At 70.9% G+C, this 18,099-nt stretch carries 17 protein-coding genes and 1 riboswitch; of the genes, 7 read left to right on the top strand and 10 right to left on the bottom strand.

What is annotated here, in order from left to right; translation table 11 throughout:
• Positions 1-13: 13 nt before the first annotated feature.
• Together ACFWA7_RS00085 and ACFWA7_RS00080 are read right to left on the bottom strand one after the other, a co-directional pair.
• Entirely contained in the window at positions 14-1,543 is a 1,530-nt protein-coding gene (locus ACFWA7_RS00085; RefSeq protein WP_385819847.1) for a DEAD/DEAH box helicase, read from the bottom strand.
• A gap of 351 nt (positions 1,544-1,894) precedes the next feature.
• Positions 1,895-2,098, bottom strand: a complete 204-nt coding sequence (locus tag ACFWA7_RS00080; RefSeq protein ID WP_356349206.1) for a cold-shock protein — start codon at positions 2,096-2,098, stop codon at positions 1,895-1,897.
• A gap of 409 nt (positions 2,099-2,507) precedes the next feature.
• On the opposite strand from ACFWA7_RS00080, the gene ACFWA7_RS00075 reads away from it, so the two are divergent.
• Complete coding sequence (locus tag ACFWA7_RS00075) at positions 2,508-3,179, top strand: beta-glucanase (protein WP_385543702.1); 672 nt, start codon at positions 2,508-2,510, stop codon at positions 3,177-3,179.
• Between the two features lie 7 nt (positions 3,180-3,186).
• Here ACFWA7_RS00075 and ACFWA7_RS00070 read toward each other — a convergent pair whose 3' ends face one another.
• The 5 genes from ACFWA7_RS00070 to ACFWA7_RS00050 form a co-directional block, all read right to left on the bottom strand.
• A complete protein-coding gene (locus tag ACFWA7_RS00070) occupies positions 3,187-3,870 on the bottom strand; it encodes an epimerase (RefSeq protein WP_385543705.1) in 684 nt (227 codons plus the stop codon).
• Between the two features lie 155 nt (positions 3,871-4,025).
• Positions 4,026-4,760, bottom strand: a complete 735-nt coding sequence (locus tag ACFWA7_RS00065) for a DUF2993 domain-containing protein (RefSeq protein WP_385819845.1) — start codon at positions 4,758-4,760, stop codon at positions 4,026-4,028.
• A complete protein-coding gene (locus tag ACFWA7_RS00060; RefSeq protein WP_385819843.1) occupies positions 4,754-5,347 on the bottom strand; it encodes a TetR/AcrR family transcriptional regulator in 594 nt (197 codons plus the stop codon). The genes ACFWA7_RS00065 and ACFWA7_RS00060 overlap by 7 nt, the downstream gene beginning before the upstream one ends.
• A gap of 134 nt (positions 5,348-5,481) precedes the next feature.
• The gene (locus ACFWA7_RS00055) at positions 5,482-6,318 is read right to left on the bottom strand and encodes a transglycosylase SLT domain-containing protein (RefSeq protein ID WP_385819841.1); all 837 of its coding nucleotides are present in this window, start codon (positions 6,316-6,318) and stop codon (positions 5,482-5,484) included.
• Positions 6,319-6,322: 4 nt separating this feature from the next.
• Positions 6,323-6,507: riboswitch (cyclic di-AMP (ydaO/yuaA leader) on the bottom strand.
• A gap of 342 nt (positions 6,508-6,849) precedes the next feature.
• Positions 6,850-7,752, bottom strand: a complete 903-nt coding sequence (locus tag ACFWA7_RS00050; RefSeq protein ID WP_385819839.1) for an aldo/keto reductase — start codon at positions 7,750-7,752, stop codon at positions 6,850-6,852.
• A 295-nt stretch (positions 7,753-8,047) separates the two neighbouring features.
• Here ACFWA7_RS00050 and ACFWA7_RS00045 point away from each other — a divergent pair, with 295 nt between their 5' ends.
• Positions 8,048-10,132, top strand: a complete 2,085-nt coding sequence (locus ACFWA7_RS00045; RefSeq protein WP_385819837.1) for a beta-galactosidase trimerization domain-containing protein — start codon at positions 8,048-8,050, stop codon at positions 10,130-10,132.
• A gap of 9 nt (positions 10,133-10,141) precedes the next feature.
• Here the strand turns inward: ACFWA7_RS00045 and ACFWA7_RS00040 are convergent, their stop codons facing one another.
• The 3 genes from ACFWA7_RS00040 to ACFWA7_RS00030 form a co-directional block, all read right to left on the bottom strand.
• The gene (locus ACFWA7_RS00040; protein ID WP_385819835.1) at positions 10,142-10,357 is read right to left on the bottom strand and encodes a TolB family protein; all 216 of its coding nucleotides are present in this window, start codon (positions 10,355-10,357) and stop codon (positions 10,142-10,144) included.
• Positions 10,358-10,439: 82 nt separating this feature from the next.
• Complete coding sequence (locus ACFWA7_RS00035; RefSeq protein WP_385819833.1) at positions 10,440-11,300, bottom strand: carbohydrate-binding protein; 861 nt, start codon at positions 11,298-11,300, stop codon at positions 10,440-10,442.
• A 40-nt stretch (positions 11,301-11,340) separates the two neighbouring features.
• Positions 11,341-12,288 (bottom strand): AraC family transcriptional regulator, encoded by a 948-nt coding sequence (locus ACFWA7_RS00030; RefSeq protein WP_385819830.1) that lies wholly within the window; start codon positions 12,286-12,288, stop codon positions 11,341-11,343.
• A 517-nt stretch (positions 12,289-12,805) separates the two neighbouring features.
• Between ACFWA7_RS00030 and ACFWA7_RS00025 the strand changes: the two genes are divergently transcribed.
• The 5 genes from ACFWA7_RS00025 (at position 12,806) to ACFWA7_RS00005 (ending at position 18,075) form a co-directional block, all read left to right on the top strand.
• Positions 12,806-13,594, top strand: coding sequence for a DeoR/GlpR family DNA-binding transcription regulator (locus tag ACFWA7_RS00025; RefSeq protein ID WP_385543732.1), 789 nt, complete (start codon positions 12,806-12,808; stop codon positions 13,592-13,594).
• Positions 13,591-14,277 carry an NUDIX domain-containing protein gene (locus ACFWA7_RS00020; protein ID WP_385819828.1) on the top strand — a complete coding sequence of 229 codons (687 nt, stop codon included), beginning with the start codon at positions 13,591-13,593 and terminating at the stop codon, positions 14,275-14,277. Before ACFWA7_RS00025 ends, ACFWA7_RS00020 begins: the two co-directional genes overlap by 4 nt.
• 333 nt (positions 14,278-14,610) lie before the next feature.
• The gene (locus tag ACFWA7_RS00015) at positions 14,611-16,281 is read left to right on the top strand and encodes a sodium:solute symporter family protein (RefSeq protein WP_385819826.1); all 1,671 of its coding nucleotides are present in this window, start codon (positions 14,611-14,613) and stop codon (positions 16,279-16,281) included.
• A 15-nt stretch (positions 16,282-16,296) separates the two neighbouring features.
• On the top strand, positions 16,297-16,593 hold the full coding sequence (locus ACFWA7_RS00010) for a hypothetical protein (protein WP_385543741.1): 297 nt from the start codon (positions 16,297-16,299) through the stop codon (positions 16,591-16,593).
• A gap of 165 nt (positions 16,594-16,758) precedes the next feature.
• Entirely contained in the window at positions 16,759-18,075 is a 1,317-nt protein-coding gene (locus ACFWA7_RS00005) for an FAD-binding oxidoreductase (protein WP_385819824.1), read from the top strand.
• The last annotated feature ends 24 nt before the right edge of the window (positions 18,076-18,099 follow it).

Here is an 18,099-nt window from a genome sequence, read left to right as displayed (position 1 = left end):
GCGGCGCACCGGTTTATGCCGAGCGGCGTACGCGTGCCGCCTTGCGGGCCTCGGCGAGCTGCTGGGCCTCGGTGGTCCGGCGGCTCCCGCCGGAGCGGCCGGGCCGGCCGGGGGTGGTGCCGATGCCCCGGAACGGGGCCCCGCCGCGCTTGGGGCGCTCGGCCGCCGGCGCGTTGCCGATCGGGACGCCCGACGGGGTCTGCGCGCCGGTGATGCGGTTCAGCTCGGCCTCGCCGGAGCGGACCTGGGTGATCTGCGGCCGGATGCCCGCATCCGCCATCAGCCGGGTCATGTCGCGGCGCTGGTTGGGCGTCACCAGCGTGACGACGCTGCCGGACTCACCGGCACGGGCGGTACGGCCGCCGCGGTGCAGATAGTCCTTGTGGTCGGCGGGCGGGTCGACGTTGACGACCAGGTCGAGGTCGTCGACGTGGATGCCCCGGGCCGCGACGTTGGTCGCCACCAGGGTGGTGACCTGCCCGTCCTTGAACTGGGCCAGGGTGCGCGTGCGCTGCGGCTGCGACTTGCCGCCGTGCAGCGCGGCCGCCCGTACGCCACTGCTCATCAGGTGCTTGGTGAACTGGTCTACGGCGTGCTTGGTGTCGAGGAACATGATCACCCGGCCCTCGCGGGCGGCGATCTCCGTGGCGGTGGCGTACTTGTCGGCGCCGTGCACGTGCAGCAGGTGGTGTTCCATCGTGGTGACCGTGGCCGCCGAGGGGTCGACGGAGTGGACCACCGGGTCGGTCAGGTACTGGCGCACCAGCAGGTCCACATTGCGGTCCAGGGTGGCCGAGAACAGCATCCGCTGCCCGCCGGGGCGCACCAGGTCCAGCAGCTCGGTGACCTGCGGCATGAAGCCCATGTCGGCCATCTGGTCGGCCTCGTCCAGGACGGTGATGTCCACCCGGTCGAGGCGGCAGTCGCGGCGCTCGACGAGGTCCTTGAGACGGCCGGGCGTCGCCACGACGACCTCGGCGCCCGAGCGCAGCGCCCCGGCCTGCCGTCCGATCGACATCCCGCCGACGACGGTGGCGAGGCGCAGCCTCAGCGACCGGGCGTACGGGGTGAGCGCGTCGGTGACCTGCTGGGCCAGCTCGCGGGTGGGGACGAGGATCAGGGCCAGCGGCTGCTTGGAGTCGGCGCGCTTGCCCGCCGTACGGGCCAGGACCGCGAGGCCGAAGGCGAGGGTCTTGCCCGAGCCGGTGCGGCCCCGGCCGAGTACGTCACGGCCCGCGAGCGAGTTCGGCAGCGTGGCCGCCTGGATCGGGAACGGCACCGTCACGCCCTCGCCGGTGAGCGCCGCGAGCAGGGGGGCGGGCATGTCCAGGTCGGCGAAGGCGTCAGCTGCGGGCAGTGCCGGGGTGAGCGTGGTGGGGAGCGCGAACTCGCCCTGCGGGGCGGAGGGGCGCCGGGTGCGGCCGCCCGAGCGGCTCTGCGCCTGTGCCTGGGCCTGGGCGCGGTAGCGGGCGCCGCCGGAGCCGGAGCCGGAGCCCTTGCGGGCGCCGAAGGAGCGGTCATTCGTGCGAGCTGATCGGTTCATACAGAACCTTCCTCGATATGGCACGTATCGAGGAATTCGCGGCGGATATGACTGCCGGGGAATCGCAAGAACGAGCCGAAAGAAAAGACGAAAACGAGCCCGGGTCGGCCGCGACGCTGCGGGCCGTTGCCGGGCCTCGGAATACCTGCCGCGGGCCGGCCCGAGGGGATGACCCCGGCGGGGCGGTGGTGCGCGCGGCGGCGGTACCCGGTGTCATGCACACCGTGGAGTGCCGTCCACGGCGCAGCGGGCACGCACCCCGCGAGGGGCGCATGCCCGGAGACAGCAACGAGCTGGGGCCCGTACACGAAGTGCGGGCCCCAGCTGCGTCATACTTGCGCTTCAGCGACGTCAGGCGGGGACGATGTTCTCCGCCTGGGGGCCCTTCTGGCCCTGCGTGACGTCGAAGGTCACCTTCTGGCCTTCCTGAAGCTCACGGAAGCCCTGGGTGGCGATGTTCGAGTAGTGGGCGAACACGTCCGGGCCGCCACCCTCCTGCTCGATGAAGCCGAAGCCCTTTTCCGAGTTGAACCACTTCACGGTGCCAGTAGCCATGTCATATCTCCTTCGGGGCATTGCCCTGGGATTCACACTGTGTGAATCCCGGCGTCGCCGTGATGATTGCCCCGTCCGGATAACTGCACCGGAAATACAAAAGTGCCGGACGGAAGATACCCGCCCAGGCACTTGAAGTCTTTGGGAACCACAACTGCAACTGGATCAACCGTAGCACGGTGTGGCCGTCCCGTACAGCAAATGCCGACTTCCCCAGCCACGCCCCCGGGAATCCCTGATCCCCCAAGGAAAAATCACTCAACCAGCCCCGAACCTGCCATCCCGGATGTTTGCGTACGTAAAGCTTACTTTCGAGGTACGGGGAGAAGCGGCGGGGTGGCGCGGAGGAGGCGGTGAGGAGGCGGGTGAGGCGCCGGGACGGGCCCCGTACCTGTGCCAGAGTGTGCCCGTGCTCACCGAGGCCCCGCAGCTCCCCTTCTTCACGGCCGACTTCACCTCCCCCGCGCAGTGGGTCGCGGGCCGCTCCTGGGCGTATCCGGACGGCGGCCCGGTCAACCCCGGCGACGACAAGCTCGACCACCTGGTCCCCGACGCCGCGTACAGCCGCACCGGCACGTTCTGGGCGAGGCGCCGCCCCGAGGGCACGTGGAGCACGGGGCTGCTGACCACCGAGGGCAGCGACGAGGACTTCATGGTGCGCGCGGGCGACGTCCTGGAGGCCCGGGTCCGGCTGCCGCACGCCACAGGGGCCTGGCCGGCGATCTGGACCTGGCGGGACGGCGGCCAGGAGGTCGACGTGTTCGAGTACCACCCCGACAACCCCGACCTCCTGGAACTGAGCAACCACGTCCGGGACGCCCACCACTCCTACCGCGACCCGTCCATCGCCCCCGGCGGCCTCCTCGACCTGCGGGTCGAGTTCGGCGCCCGCTCGGTCACGTGGTGGGTGAACGGCGCCCACGTCTTCGCCGACCACCGCGGAGTGGGCAGCCGCTGGCACGCCCACCTCATCGTCAACCTCTCGGTCAGCGCGGGCCGCTTCCATCCCGCCCCCGCCCCGGAGGTGTCGGAGATGTCGTTCGAGGTCCCCGCGCTGCGGGTGTACCGGGGCGGGCACTGACGTCCCGTCAAAGGCGGGACGCCGTCCCGTTGATGTCCCTGGTCTCCAGGACATGCACGCGGGCGCCCTCCGTCGCGACAGCGATCATCGCTCGGCCCAGTTGCTCCGTCGTGGTGACGTGGTTCGGGGCCAGTCGTCTCAGGACGGGGTAGAGCGGCTTCGTGAACACGTACGCGGCCCGGTAGAGGCGGGTCTTCGAGGTGATGCCGTGCAGGGGCTGGATGTACCCGGGGCGGAACATGTACGCGTCCAGGTCCAGCGCCAGCAGGTCGTTCTCCGTCCTGCCCTTGATCCGGGCCCACTTGATCCGGCCCTGCTCAGTGGCGTCGGTGCCCTGGCCGGAGACGTAGACGAAGGTGGAGCGCGGGTTCCAGGAGGACAGGGCGCGGGCGGCCGTGAGGGTGAGGTCGTGGGTGATGCGGCGGTAGGTGTCCTCGTCCATGCCCGCCGAGGAGACGCCCAGGCAGAAGAAGCAGGCGTCGTATCCGGTGAGTTGGGCCTGGGTGGCGGGCAGGCTCATCAGGGCCGCCAGGTCGGGGTGGACGAGCTCGCGCAGTTTCGGGTGCTCGGCGCCGAGCGGGGTGCGTCCCACGGCGAGGACGCTCTCGACCCTGTCGTCGCGCAGGCACTCCCGCAGCACCCCCTGGCCGACCATGCCGGTCGCGCCGAAGAGGATCACCTTGATGGGCATGGGCTCGCTCCCCGTCTGTTCTCGTGACCGTTCTTGTCACCGGCCGGCGAAGTTCCGTGACCTCGACGAGTGTTGAGGTCTGCGTATCACGCCCGGCGTCCCGTCGAGGCGGTTGGCGTCCGCGAAACCCGTTGTTGCACCTGCCCGGCGGGCGCTCAGGCGCGGTCGTCGGTGCGGAAGGTGACGTCCTTGCCGGAGAGGGTCGCGGTGAGTCCGTCGGGAGTCGTGGTGAGGGACCTGAGCGCCAGGCCGTCGGGGATGCCGTCGAGCTTCAGCTCGCGCTCCAGCATGCCGGTGACGATCGTCCGCATCGCCTTCGGCAGGCCGTCGCCCACCTTCACGGACCGGAAGGCGAGCGCGTGGTCGCCCGCCACGTCGACCCGTGCGCTGGCCGTGGCCTTGCCGACCAACGGCAGGCTCGCGGTGGCCACGACGCGCGGCTCGGCCTTCGTACTGTCCTGGCTGTAGCCGACCTCGACGCCGAGCGCGGCGGACAGGTCCTGGTAGGACACGAAGGCGGTGGCCTTGGCGGAGGCGGCGTGGGCCTCGGAGGCGTCCGAGGAGCGGCGCAGACGGTCGAGCTCGACGTTCAGCGTGGTGATCGGGAGCCTGCCGCCGTCGCGGCCCGCGGGGATGTCGGAGGCTTCGATGTCGACGCGGTCGAGCGTGCCCCCGGCCAGCTGGGCCAGTACGGGAAAGCCGTGCACCTGCACGTGCGGCGCGGCCTTGAGCCCCTGGGCCTTCTGGAACGCGTCGGCCGTACGGTGTTCCGTCCAGGCGGTCGCGGCCCGGTCTCCCGCCACGCCCAGCCCGGCCAGGACGACCGCGGCGACGGCGTACTTCCGCCACCCCCGAAGCGCCCGGCCCGCCACAGCCCGCGGCCTCAGCATGCGGAACCCCCGCGGAGTACGGGGTGCGCGGAGATCCCGCACGCGGCGCGGAAGGCCCGCAGCAGCGGGGCGCGCAGCAGCCCATCCGGTACGTCCTGGCGTGCGGCGACGGTGCTGACCAGGCCGGTCACGGCCAGCTGCGCCCGGATCGTGCCTTCCAGGTCATCAGGGTCCGCGAAGGCGGCGAGGGTCTCGGTGCGGTGGTCGCCCAGATCCCCCATGCCCTCCACTCCGGCGAGCGCGCCGGGCAGCACCGGCAGCCCGGAGTTGAAGAGCAGGGCGAGCCGGGAGCGGTGGCGCAGCGCCAGGTCGACCAGATCGGCCGAGGCCCGCCGGTGCCGCTCGGGGCCGTCCGGCAGGGCGCTCCAGGTGGCGCGCAGGGCGGCGAACTCGGTCAGCGGCCCGATGAGCGTCGCCGCGAGCAGCCGCTCCTTGGAGGGGAACCGGTGCAGCAGCCCGGTCTTCGAGTAGCCGACCCGGTCCGCGATCTCCTGCACCGAGGTGCCGAGGTAGCCCTGCGCGGTGAAGAGCTCGGCGGCGGCTTCGACGATCTCGGCGTCGAGCTCGGCGCGCGTCGGGCGTGGCATGACGGGTCCTCCCCTGAGCCTGGTCGGCTCACCGTAACAGACCATCTGGTCCATGATGGACCAGATGGTCTGCCACCCCGGCCGTCCCCTCCTCGGTAGTCGACCGGAGGCCGCCGTCGACCCGTCGGCCGCCGTCAGTACGCGCCGTTCACGTTGTCGATCGAGCCGTACGTGTTGGCCGCGTAGTTGCACGCGGCGACGATGTTGGCGACGGGGTCGTAGCTGTCCGTCGACGTGCCGGCGACGTGGAAGGCCTGGAAGGTGGGGTCGATGACCTGGAGGAGGCCCTTGGAGGGCGTGCCGGCCACGGCGTTGGAGTCCCAGTTGTTGATGGCCAGCGGGTTGCCCGACGACTCGCGCATGATGTTGCGGTAGATGCCGTCGTAGGAGCCGGGGATGCCGTGCTGGGCCATGATGTCCAGGGACTGCCGGATCCAGCCGTCCAGGTTGTCGGAGTACGTCGCCTTCTTCGCCACGGCGGCCGTCGCCTGCTGGGGCAGCGTGGTCGTACGGGCCGAACGGTCGGCCCGGGCCGAGGTGGCCGTACGGCCGGCGGACGCCGCCGGAGCCTTCGCCTTCTTGCCCACCGCCAGTTCGAGGCCGGGGTGGATCAGGGCCGGGTTGCCGCCGATGGCCTGGCGGTTGTCCTGGTACAGCTTCTTCCAGCCGCCGTTGACGTCGAGGTCCTGGGCGATCTTGGAGAGGGAGTCCCCGGCGACGACGGAGTAGGTCGTCGCGGCGGCCTTCTTCGCCACGATCGGCTTGGCGGACACCGTGCCCTTCGCGGCGGCCGCGACGGCGGGCGCGGACTTCGCGGCGGTGCCGGAGTGCGGCGCCGCCGAAGGTGCGGCACCGGCGCTGGTGGCGCCGATCACCGGAATGATGAGCGCGGCGCCACCCGTACCCACGGCGGCGATGCCCCGGGTCAGGGTGCGGGACTTGGGGCGGCGGTGCTTACCCGTTGCGGGCATGGCGAATTCCTCTCCTTCGCCTGCGAGGTGAGCTGTCGGGTTCGGGCGAGAGCTGCCCGGCCGCGGCGCACGCGGCTTCACCCCGAGCCGTTCCGTCTCCGGATTCGGCGGCCTACCTGGTTCCCCCGCTCCTGCCATTTCGTGTGTGGGAGGTTTCCGGACAGCGGCAGGATTCGGCGGTCCATCCGGATTTGACGGTGACCGTAAACGAATAGGACTGGCCGAAACAAGACCTCAATTCACCACGGCAGCCGCGAGAAAGATCCACCAGGGGCGGGAAATGCGGGACCCTGCCTCCCCGCACCCCCAACTCGCCCCGCACGAAACGGAATGCGCGCGTCGCGGGGCGCCCGCCGACAAGGGGGGCGCGTGACCCAATTCACTCCTTGCGCCGGTAATAGCAATTCCACCGACACTGCCCAAACAAAATCTTAAGCCGCCCTATCATTCCTAATGACTAGATTGGCGACATAGAAGGGAAACTGCCCCTCTGGGGTTCATTTCGGACATCGAGCGAGGGGTCCGGCAGCCTCAGCTCGGGGACCCGAGCAGCTCCATCTCCTCGTCCGTGAGCCGCAGCGCGCCCGCGGCCACGTTCTCCACCAGGTGGTCCGGGTTGCCGGTGCCGGGGATGGCCAGCACGTGCTCGCCCTGCCGCAGCGTCCACGCGAGGCGGACCTGCGCGGACGTCACCCCGTGAGCGCGGGCGACCGCGAGGACCGCCTCACTGTCCGTGCCGCCCCCCTGTCCCGCACCGCTCTCGCGCCCCTCCCCGGCGATGGCGAAGAACGGGACGAACGCGATGCCCTGCTCCCCGCAGAGCCGCAGCACCTCGTCGGAGCCCGTACGCCGGCTGTCCAGGCCGTACCGGTTCTGCACACAGACCACCGGCGCGATGGCCTGGGCCTCGGCGAGGTGCTCGGGGGCGATGTTGGAGATGCCCAGGTGGCGGATGAGTCCGGCGTCGCGCAGCTCGGCCAGTGCGCCGAAGTGTTCGGCGAGCGAACCCGGCCCGTTGAGGCGCAGGTTGACCACATCGAGGTGGTCGCGGCCGAGCTGGCGCAGGTTCTCCTCGACCTGGCCGCGCAGCTGCTCCGGCGTGGCCCAGGACAGCCACTCGCCCGACGCGTCGCGCCCCGGACCGACCTTGGTGACGATGACCAGATCGTCCGGGTAGGGCGCCAGCGCCCGGTTGATGAGTTCGTTGGCGGACCGGAGCCGGGAGAAGTAGAAGGCCGCGGTGTCGATGTGGTTGACGCCGAGTTCGACCGCGCGCCGCAGCACGCCGATGGACCGCTCGCGGTCGCTGGGCGTGCCGAGGTCGAACGCGGCGCTGCCGGTGAGGCGCATCGCGCCGAATCCCAGCCGGTTGACCGACAGGTCACCGAGTTTCCAGGCGCCCGCGGCCGCCGCGTTGATCGTCTCCGTATTCATGATCGCAGTCTGCCATCCGCGCTCGCGTCGCCGAAACGACCGAACTCCACCGCTTCCCGGGAGAAGTACGGCCGGAAAGCGTCCGTCGCATTTGAGCCCTCTCGGCCGCGTTGCCGCGAGTCCACGCGGTGCTGCAAAAGATCAGACAGGATTGCCCGGAAAGGCAACGGGCAGTGAAAGCGCGGTATTCCGAAGCCGAAACGACCACCACTGGGGGGACAGTTAAATGCACGAGAGACGGAGACTGTGCCGAAGAAGCGTATTACGGAAGGGGCTGGGTGCAGGGGGGCTGGCCATGGCGGCGAATCTGCTGCCCGTTCCGGGGTTGCGTTCCGGCCCCGCCTGGGCCGAATCTCTCGGCACCGCCCACACGCCCGTCGCCGGCGTCCCCTTTCCCGCATGGGCCCGCTTCGCCCGCATCGCGGACGGCACCTTCGACGACGACGCCGACCCGAACCTCGACATGAAGCCGGTGATCGCCGGACTCAAGGCGCAGAACGTGAGCGTCATCGAGGTCGACACCATCTTGTCGAACTGGCTGACGGACCAGCAGTTCACCGAGCACATGGGCAAGGTCAGGAGCTTTGTGCAGCTGGCGCACGCCGCCGGGATCCGGGTGGTCATGTACTACCCGTCGATGGAGCTCATCAGCGCGGGCGGCGAGAAGGGACCGTCGTTCTACAAGGACAGCGACGGCAAGGACTGGGTCCAGCGCGGCCTCGACGGCAAACCCAACGTCTTCTACGGCAGCCTGGTCGTCTGGGTCGACCCGGGAGACGAGAGCTGCTGGCTGAGCCCCGACTCGCCCTGGCGGGACTACTACCTGACCCGTGTCAAGGCGCTCGCCGCCACCGGTCTCGACGCGATCTGGCCGGACGTGCCGATCTACTTCGACGGGGCACTGAGCTGGTGCGACACCTCGACCTGGGCGACCGCGGCGTTCAAGGCCGACACCGGCCTCAGCATGCCCGTCAAGGCCGACTTCACGGACCTCGCCTTCCGGCGCTACGTCGAGTGGCGCCACCGCAACCTGCTCCAGTGGCAGCTCGACATCGCCGCCGCGGGGCGCTCCGTCAACCCCGACCTGGTCACGTTCGTGGAGACCGTGACCATGGACTACCAGTACTCCACCCTGGTCGGTCTCGACGGGGCCTATCTGCGCAAGGCCGAGGGCGTCAGCCATGTGTGGGAGGTGGACATCCTCGGCAACTACGACGGGATGCGCCACGCCACGGCCACCGACTGGACATGTCTGATCTCGATGTACAAATACGCCCGCGCTGCCAGCGGGACCAAGCCCGCCTGGGCGTTCTCGTACGGCTGGAAGGCCGACGACGCCTCACTGGTGATGGCCGAGGTGCTGGCGGCGGGCTGCAACCCGTACGAGGTCAAGACGCCGTTCAAGACCGAGACGACCGACAGGGCGATGCGGACCCGGATGTACGGGTTCGTGGCGGCCCACCAGGAGCAGTTGTTCGCCGCCACCGGCGGGGCGGTGGTCGGGGTCTACCACTCCTCGTCCTCCCGCGACTTCGTCAGCCCCACCGAGGGCAGCGGGATGTACGTCACCACCAAGCCGCCCACGGGCGTCAAGGACTGGTGGAGCTTCAACGAGCCCCAGGAGAGCTGCACCAGGCACGAGTGGCTGGGCGAGTTCCGGGGCACGGTCAAGTCGCTGGTGTACGCCCACATCCCGTTCGACACCGTGCCCAGCCCCGGGATCGAGGCCGCCGACCTGGCCCCGTACCGCGTCCTGCTCCTGCCCGACCTCCAGGCCGTCTCGGACGCGGAGGCGAACGTGTTGCGCGCCTACGTCGAGGGCGGCGGCACGGTGGTGATCACCGGCCCCGCACCCACCGGGCTCGACCAGCTCGGCACGGCCAGGAGCGAGTACGCGCTGGCGGACGTGCTGGGCTTCCGCGGGGGCGGCCCGCTGCCGGTGAGCAGGCGCCAGGCGTTCGGCGCGGGCACCTGCTGGTACTTCAAGGACCTGCTCGGTCTGAAATACCTCTCCGCCACGGACCAGCCGAGCGCCGACAGACTCCTCGAAGCGGTACGTACGGCCGCACCGCCCACCGTCACGCTCACCGGTGACCGTCGCATCCACCTGGAGCTGAGCCACCTCGGCAACGACACCCTGGTGCAGCTGGTCAACTTCACGGGCTTCGGTGACACACCGGCCGCCTTCAAGACCACACCCGCCACCTGCACCGTCACGCTGGCCGTCCCGGCGGGTCAGCAGGTGCTGGCCGCCACGGTCAGCTCACCGGACGCCGCCTCGCCCGCGCCGCGCCCGGTCACCTGGACCGTGAACGGCGCCACCGCATCCGTCGAGCTGACGGTGTCCCAGTACGCGCTGCTGGCCGTCACCATGGGATGATCCCGCTGCTCATCGCCGGGGTCCCGGGACTCGCCACCGGGACGTCGGCCGGTCCTCGTCCCCGGTGTGCGACTCGAAGGCGATCCACCGCCCGTCGGGCGACCAGCTGGGGGCGCCGTCATAGGTGTCACGTTCGCTGGTCACCCGTACGGGACGGCCGCCGCCGGCCGGGATCACGAAGATCTTCGGCAGGTCGAGCCCACCGGCGGCGGAGGCGAACACCACATGCGCGCCGTCGGGCGACCAACTCGCGTCGGTGTGCTCCCCGGCGCCCTCGGGGTTTGCGCCAGAGCCTGCCCGGGTGGGGTCAGGCGGCCCGCCACAGCGCGGGGACGTTCGGCGGCTCCCAGCCCGGCTGGGCGGTGTGGGCCTGGAGGCAGAGGTAGGTACGGCCGCCGTAGCCGACGCGGTCGACCGGGCCGTAGGCGGTGCCGACGGCCCAGGTGGTTCCGGGCGGCGGGCCGGTGGGCGTGGCGGTCGGCGTCGGTGACTGGGCCACGTCGAGCACGAAGTCGAACGCCGCCTCCTTCGCCGCGCCCGCGTCCCGTACGGTCATGAGCAGCCGGGCGTCGAACAGCGAGTCGGTGTTGTTGCGCGGTTCGCCGGGGAAGTAGAGCTGCGTGGTGAGCACCGGCCGCCCGGGTGCCTGGGCCTTCACGTGGAGATGGCGGGTACGGCCCGGGTAGAGCCCCGGTACGACGGTGGTCAGCGTGAACGCCCCGCGCGCGTCGGTGTATTGGTGGCCCCGCAGGCGGAAGCCGGTGTTGTCGTAGGCGCCGTTGGTGTCCGCCTGCCAGAAGTCGAGCAGCACGCCCGCCACCGGCAGACAGGCCCGGCCGAAGACGTATCCGGTGACGGTGAGCCGGGTGCCGGGGGTGCCGGGTTCGAGGAGTGAGGCGCGTTCGGGGGAGTTCGGTTTGAAGTACGGGCCCTCGGTCTGTGCCGGGGTGGGGTGGTCGCCGTCGTCGCACGACGGGGTGAGCTCGGGGGTGGTGCCGGTGCCGACGGAGCCGCGCGCCAGGGCGGGCATCGCGACCAGGGACACGGGCACGGCCACACCGGCCGCCAGCGCGGCCCGCAGCACGGTCTTGCGGCTGGGCCGCGGCTGCCCGTCGGCACCCGGCGGCCGGCTCTCGTCACGTGTTCTCGCGTCGCGCTCGCCATCCATGTCTGCTCCTCGGGGGGAGGTGGGGGGGACGGCTACGACGCTAGGCGGACGGTCCGGTGCGGGCGATGGACGCAATGCGGTGGTCGTGGTGAATATCTCCGCCGCCGCGCCGGAAGTCACCGGGGCTGGTACCGGTCTCACGGCGGAAGAAGCGGCAGAAGTAGGCAGGATCGGCGAACCCGACCCGCCGGGCGACCTGACGGACAGTCAACTCGGTGTGCAGCAGCAGCCGTTTGGCCTCATGCGTGCGGGCCTGCCGGATGAGCTCGCCGGGCGTCCGGCCGGTGGCCTCCTTCACGGCCTCGGTCAGATACCCCACGGACACCCCGATCCGGTCCGCGCACGCCCGTACGGACGGCGGCAGGTCCTCGGCGCGGGCGACCAGGGCCGTGAACTCCCCCGCGACGCCGCTCGCGCGGGCGACGGCCCGGCTGACGGGCCGCGCGGGCAGCCGGGCGGCGCGCACGAGGAGCACGTGCAGCAACGCGCGGAGCACCCCGTGGAAGCCCTCGGCCCCCGTGCGGTACTCCTCGTACATCTCCGCCACCAGCGACGACGTGCAGGCGCCGGCCTCCCGGTCCAGCTCCAGCCAGGGCCGTGGCCCGAGTCCGCGCAGCAGGGCGCGGTCGTCGGGGTGGTCCAGCAGGAAGTCGTCGGTGAACAGGATCACCGACCCCTCGGGCCCGTCCGCGCACTCCCACTGGTGGACCTGCCCGGGCGCGATGACGCAGAGGTGCGGCGGGCGCAGCGCGAACCGGGCGAGATCGAGCACATGGGTGCCGGTGCCGCCGGTGACGTGCACGATCTCGTAGAAGGTGTGCCGGTGCGGGAAGTCGGCGCGGGACATCGCGCCGATGGTGTCGAAGGTGCCCATGGCGAACGGCAGCGAGTTCGGCATCGGCACCTCAAGCCGATGCAACGGCGGCGCCCCACCGACAGCCTCACACCCGTTCCCGCCCGCCCCCGGTAACACGGTCGCCCCACGCATCCGCCCACTCCCGACTGTGGTGCCGCACGGCGGGACCGCCGCACGAACGACGAGATGGTCCAGACCAGTTGGTCCGGGCATCACGATGGCACGCGGGCGGGGTATGCGGAACACCGCCTTCAGAAGTCACCGCACGACGCAGTGGCGCGGCCCGGAGGCTGCGGCGGTCACACCCCGTTGGCGAACAGCGCGAACACCGCCGCGCAGCCGCCCGCCGGCAGCAGGGCGATGACCAGCGGCAACCATGGCCACCGCCTGCGCCCATGCGGGGGGTTGCACAGGCCTCCGGGGCCGGGCAGCGGGCCCCACGATCCCGGTGGCGTCGGGGACCGGGGCCGGGGGCCCCATCGGCGGGGTCGCTGGGGCCGGGGCCCGATGGCTCGCTCATGCGGCCAGGTGATTCAGGCCGCCCGCGCCCGCGACTCGCCGCCACCGGTCGGCCGCCCCCGACCCCGGAGGGACCTGCCCTTCTCCCATTTCTATGTTCGATCGAACATTTATGTGTTAGAAAAGGGCCATGGGTGTCGCCAATCGTCTCGATCTGACCTTGCGGCTCGTACAGGGCTCCGGTCAGATCTCCGTGTCCGAACTCTCCCAGCGACTGGGGGTGTCCGAGATGACCGTGCGCCGGGATCTGGACGCGCTGGAGCGCCAGGGGCTGCTCCGGCGGGTGCACGGCGGGGCGGTCGCCGGGCCGCCCCGTGAGGAGGGCGCGGGGTTCGCCGCCCGCGAGGCGTGGCAGGCCGCTACGAAGGACCGGCTCGGTGCGGCGGTGGCCGCGCTGGTGGAGCCCGGGTCGCGCGTGCTGCTTGACGCCGGAACCACCACTGTGCACGTCGCGGAGCAGCTGGCCGCCCGGGCCCCGCTCACGGTCGCGGTGCTCAGTCTCCAGGCGGCGGCATGCCTGGCGGACCGGCCCGGGATCGAACTCCTCGTCGTGGGAGGCCGCTCCCGGCCCGGCGAGCGCTCCTTGGTGGGCCCCCTGGCCCTGCGCACGCTGGAATCCCTCGTCTTCGACTGCTTCGTGATGTCCATCGGCGGCGTCCACGCCGACCACGGCTGGTCGGAGTTCTCACTGGAGGACGCGGCCGTCAAGCAGGCCGGGCTCGCCCAGGCGGCCCGCACGATCGGGGTGGCCGACGCGACCAAACTCGGCGTCCGCGCGTTCGGCCAGGTCGCCCCGCTCGGCTCGGTGCACGGCTTCGTCACCGACGCCGCGGCCGAGGACGCCGACACCCACCCCAGCGGCCCGGCGACGCTGAAGGCGTTGCGGGACGCGGGCGTCGAGACGGTCCTCGCCCGATGACCGCCGGCATCGACACCCCCGACCGCCGCGGCCGCACCGGCCTGGACCGGCACGGACGCGATCTGACCGGCAACCCGCAGGTGCGGATCACCGACGTCGAGGTGCTCTCCTGCGACTGGTACGTCCTGCGCAAGACCACCTTCGACTACCGCCACAGCGACGGCCACTGGAGCCGCGAGCAGCGCGAGACGTACGACCGGGGCGACGGCGCGACGATCCTCCTGTACGACGCCGACCGCGGGACCGTGCTGCTGACGCGCCAGTTCCGGTTGCCCGCGTACGTCAACGGGCACCCCGACGGCATGCTCGTCGAGACCGCCGCCGGGCTTCTCGACGGGGACAGCCCGGAGGAGGCCATCCGGCGGGAGGCGGCCGAGGAGACGGGCCACACCGTCGGCGTGCCCGAACCGGTCTTCGCGGTCTATATGAGCCCCGGCTCGGTCACCGAGCGGCTGCACTTCTTCGCGGCCCCGTACGGCCCGGGCACCGCCACCGCCGAAGGAGGCGGGGTCGCGGCCGAGGGCGAGGACATCGCCGTCATGGAACTCCCCTTCGCCGAGGCCCTGGACAGGGTCCGCAGCGGGGAGATCGCCGACGCCAAGACCGTCATGCTGCTCCAATGGGCGGCCCTGGACGGCCCGTTCGCCGTACGCGTACCGCCTACGGCGGCGACCACCGGTTGACCCACAGGCCGGAGTCGTCGGAGGACGAACACATACGGCAGCTGGGCCGCCTGCGGATCGCCCTTCATGGCGACGGCGCCCACCGTGGCCGTACGGCCACCGCGGTGGTGGGCTTGTGCGGGCCGTTCCACTGCCATGAACCCATCGTGTTCCCTCTCCGGCCCCAGGCCCGGCGCAATCCGGACAAGCCGCCGGGGCCGACACCGGGCCACCCCCACACACCGCTCACCCTCCACCACAATCAAACAAAAAATTCCAACAAAAGTGTTCAGTTTCTGGCCGTCGAGGCGTAGGTTCCGGTTCGGATCAGTTCGCGCGACGAAGCGGGTACGTATGCAATCTCTGGCCGAAGGGCTCCGGCTCCCCACCAATGGGCTCGACTACACGATTCTGGCGATCTACTTCGTCGTGGTTCTGGGCATCGGCTTCGCCGCCCGCGCGAGCGTGAAGACCAGCCTCGACTTCTTCCTCTCCGGGCGCTCGCTGCCCGCCTGGGTGACCGGGCTCGCCTTCGTCGCCGCCAACCTGGGTGCGACCGAGATACTCGGGATGGCCGCCACCGGCGCCCAGTACGGCGTGGCGGTCGTCCACTGGTACTGGATCGGCGCCATCCCCGCCATGGTCTTCCTCGGCCTGGTGATGATGCCCTTCTACTACCGCTCCAAGGTCCGCTCGGTGCCGGAGTTCCTGCTCCAGCGGTTCGACGCGTCCGCGCACCTGCTCAGCTCGGCGCTGTTCGCCTTCGCCGCGATCCTGATCGCGGGCGTCAACCTCTACGCCCTGTCCATCGTGGTCGAGGCGCTGCTCGGCTGGCCGCAGTGGGTGGCCATCGTCGTCGCCGGGCTCTTCGTGCTCGCGTACATCACCGTCGGCGGACTCTCCTCGGCGATCTACAACGAAGTGCTCCAGTTCTTCGTGATCCTCGCCGCGCTCATCCCGCTGGTCGTCCTCGGCCTCAAGCGGGTCGGCGGCTGGGGCGCGCTCAGCGACAACCTGGAGTCGGCGCACGGCCACAACTACCTCACCGCCTGGGGCGGAACCGGCATCGGGCAGAGCAACCCGCTCGGCGCCAACTGGCTGACGATCATCCTCGGGCTCGGCTTCGTGCTCTCCTTCGGCTACTGGACCACCAACTTCGCCGAGGTCCAGCGCGCCCTCTCCGCCAAGAACCTCAGCGCGGCGCAGCGCACCCCGCTGATCGCGGCCTTCCCCAAGATGTTCATCGTCTTCCTGGTGATGATCCCGGGACTGGTCGCCGCCGCCCTGGTGCCCAACATCGGCACCCCGGCCTCCGGCCTCACGTACAACGACGCCATCCCGTATCTGATGGAGGAGCTGTTGCCCAACGGTGTGCTCGGCATAGCCGTCACCGGGCTGCTCGCCGCGTTCATGGCGGGCATGGCGGCCAATGTGTCGTCGTTCAACACCGTCTTCACGTACGACATCTGGTCCAAGTACGTGAAGAAGGGGCAGCCGGACGCGTACTACCTGCGCTTCGGGCGGCTGATCACGGCGATCGGTGTGCTGGCCTCGATCGGCACCGCGTTCATCGCGTCCAGCTTCTCCAACATCATGGGGTACCTCCAGACACTGTTCTCCTTCTTCAACGTGCCGATGTTCGTGGTCTTCGTCATCGGGATGTTCTGGAAGCGGGCCTCGATGAAGTCCGGTGTCTGGGGGCTGCTCGCGGGCACCACGGCCGCGATGGTCAACTACTTCTGGATCTACAAGCAGGGCGTCGTCTCCATCCCCACCGACCAGGGCGCCAACTTCGTCTCCGCGATCGTCGGCTTCGCCGCCGGCGCGATCGTCATGGTCGTGGTCACGCTCTTCACCGCGCCCAAGCCCGAGGCCGAGCTCGCCGGTCTGGTGTACGGGACGGTCTCGCCCGGTCTGGAGGAGCCGCCCGCCGAGGGCGACGGCGCCTGGTACCGCAGGCCCGCGCTGCTCGGCTGGGGAGCGGTGGTCCTCGCCGCGCTCTGCTACCTGCCCTACTCGCTCTGATCGGAGGCCCGGACCATGTCTGAACTGCAACGCGAAGTCTCCGAGCTGGAGAAGAAGTCCGCCACCGCGGCCCGGCTCTTCGACATCCGCCGGATCATCGGCGGCCTCTTCACCCTGTACGGAGTGATCGTCACCATAGCCGGGCTGACGGCCTCCGACGCCGACCTCGACAAGGCTCAGGGCATCAACATCAACCTGTGGACGGGCCTCGGAATGCTCGCCCTCGGTCTGTTCTTCCTGGTCTGGCTGTGGCTGCGGCCCCTCGCCCCGCCCACCCCGGAGGACGACGGAGCCGGGCCGGACGGGGTCTGATGTCGGTCGCGCGGGACCGGACCGGTGGGTTCCGCGCGCCCCTCCCCGCCGTCTTCCTCCGCCTTCTCGTCACATTTCCCCGTTCGATTCCGTCAGGGAAGTGATCGCGAAAGCCGGCCGGTGCGTTCCGGGGGCATACGCAGAACGAGGAAGTAGGGAAGAACCATGACCACGAGCGCTCTCGCCGAACTGCGTTCACAGGTGCGCGGCCGTGTCCTGCTGACCGGTGACGACAACTTCGACCAGGCACGACAGCCCTGGAACCTCTCGGTCCAGCAGCCCGTCTCGGCGGTCGTCGAGGCCGCCGACGCCGACGACGTCTCGGCTGTGGTGCGGTACGCGGCGGCCGCCGGACTCGTCGTCGCGCCCCAGCCCGGCGGCCGGGGCGCCAGCGGTGACGTGGAGGGAGTGATCCTGCTCCGTACCGGCAAGCTCGACGAGCTGCACGTGGACGCCGCCGCCCGCACCGCGCGCGTCGGCGCGGGCGTTCTGGGCGGGCAGGTCCAGGCCGTGGCCGGGCCGCTCGGCCTGACCGGGCTGCCGGGCAGCTCCCCGCTGGTCAGCGTGGTCGGCTACACGCTCGGCGGCGGGCTCAGCTGGTTCGGGCGCAAGTACGGCTGGGCCGCCGACAGCGTCACCGCCTTCGAGGTGGTCACCGCCGACGGCACCCAGGCCCGGGTGACCGCCGACTCCGACGCCGACCTCTTCTGGGCGCTGCGCGGCGGCAGCGGCGACTACGCCCTGGTCACGGCCATCGAGTACGACCTGCACCCCGCGCCCGCACTGTTCGGCGGCCGGGTGGTCTGGCACGGCAGCCAGGCGCCCCGCGTCCTTGAGGCCTTCCGCAAGATCACCTCCAACGCTCCGGACGAGCTGACCGCGTGGATCAACCTGCTCCAGATCCCGAACGGCCCCTCGCTGGTCACCGTGGACAGCACCTTCCTGGGCGACGAGGCCGAGGGCCGGGCGCTGCTCGGCGCGCTCGACGAGATCGAGGGCGCGAACACCGACACCAGGGCCATGCTGCCGGTCGCCGAGCTGGGTGAGATCACCGGCGAGCCGACCGAGCCCGGGCCCAGCGCGAGCCGCGCCGAGCTGCTCACCGACCTGGACGACAAGGTCGCGGCGGCGCTGCTCGCGGAGCCGATCGACCCGCTCTTCGGTGTGCACATCCGGCACCTGGGCGGCGCCTTCGCCGCGCCGACGGAGAACCCGCAGGGCCCGCTGACCGAGCCGTACACGCTGTCCATGTTCGGTGTGCCCTTCACGCCGGAGCGCGGTGCCGAGATCGCCGCCCGCCAGGAGGCGCTGGTCCAGTCGGTCGCCCCGTACATCAGCGGCCGCAAGCCCTACACGTACCTCTCCCCCGGTGACACCGCCGCGGCGGCCTTCCAGCCCGCGGCGCTGGCCAGGCTCCAGCAGGTCAAGCGCGACCGCGACCCGCGCGGCGTCTTCCGCAGCAACTTCCCGGTCCTCGGCTGACGGTCCTGAGGGAGAGGACGGCGC

Source organism: Streptomyces sp. NPDC059994 (assembly GCF_042737755.1).
Classification (GTDB): Bacteria; Actinomycetota; Actinomycetes; order Streptomycetales; family Streptomycetaceae; genus Streptomyces.
The sequence above is the reverse complement of the archived record's forward strand: the minus strand, read 5'-3'. Positions and strand labels throughout refer to the sequence as shown.

Excerpts from the sequence above, each read along its gene's own strand:
- ACFWA7_RS00085 (WP_385819847.1), bottom strand. The coding sequence starts at position 1,543 with ATGAACCGATCAGCTCGCACGAATGACCGCTCCTTCGGCGCCCGCAAG.
- ACFWA7_RS00080 (WP_356349206.1), bottom strand. The coding sequence starts at position 2,098 with ATGGCTACTGGCACCGTGAAGTGGTTCAACTCGGAAAAGGGCTTCGGC.
- ACFWA7_RS00070 (WP_385543705.1), bottom strand. The coding sequence starts at position 3,870 with ATGCCCATCAAGGTGATCCTCTTCGGCGCGACCGGCATGGTCGGCCAG.
- ACFWA7_RS00065 (WP_385819845.1), bottom strand. The coding sequence starts at position 4,760 with ATGCTGAGGCCGCGGGCTGTGGCGGGCCGGGCGCTTCGGGGGTGGCGG.
- ACFWA7_RS00060 (WP_385819843.1), bottom strand. The coding sequence starts at position 5,347 with ATGCCACGCCCGACGCGCGCCGAGCTCGACGCCGAGATCGTCGAAGCC.
- ACFWA7_RS00055 (WP_385819841.1), bottom strand. The coding sequence starts at position 6,318 with ATGCCCGCAACGGGTAAGCACCGCCGCCCCAAGTCCCGCACCCTGACC.
- ACFWA7_RS00050 (WP_385819839.1), bottom strand. The coding sequence starts at position 7,752 with ATGAATACGGAGACGATCAACGCGGCGGCCGCGGGCGCCTGGAAACTC.
- ACFWA7_RS00045 (WP_385819837.1), top strand. The coding sequence starts at position 8,048 with ATGGCGGCGAATCTGCTGCCCGTTCCGGGGTTGCGTTCCGGCCCCGCC.
- ACFWA7_RS00035 (WP_385819833.1), bottom strand. The coding sequence starts at position 11,300 with ATGGATGGCGAGCGCGACGCGAGAACACGTGACGAGAGCCGGCCGCCG.
- ACFWA7_RS00030 (WP_385819830.1), bottom strand. The coding sequence starts at position 12,288 with ATGCGTGGGGCGACCGTGTTACCGGGGGCGGGCGGGAACGGGTGTGAG.
- ACFWA7_RS00025 (WP_385543732.1), top strand. The coding sequence starts at position 12,806 with ATGGGTGTCGCCAATCGTCTCGATCTGACCTTGCGGCTCGTACAGGGC.
- ACFWA7_RS00020 (WP_385819828.1), top strand. The coding sequence starts at position 13,591 with ATGACCGCCGGCATCGACACCCCCGACCGCCGCGGCCGCACCGGCCTG.
- ACFWA7_RS00015 (WP_385819826.1), top strand. The coding sequence starts at position 14,611 with ATGCAATCTCTGGCCGAAGGGCTCCGGCTCCCCACCAATGGGCTCGAC.
- ACFWA7_RS00010 (WP_385543741.1), top strand. The coding sequence starts at position 16,297 with ATGTCTGAACTGCAACGCGAAGTCTCCGAGCTGGAGAAGAAGTCCGCC.
- ACFWA7_RS00005 (WP_385819824.1), top strand. The coding sequence starts at position 16,759 with ATGACCACGAGCGCTCTCGCCGAACTGCGTTCACAGGTGCGCGGCCGT.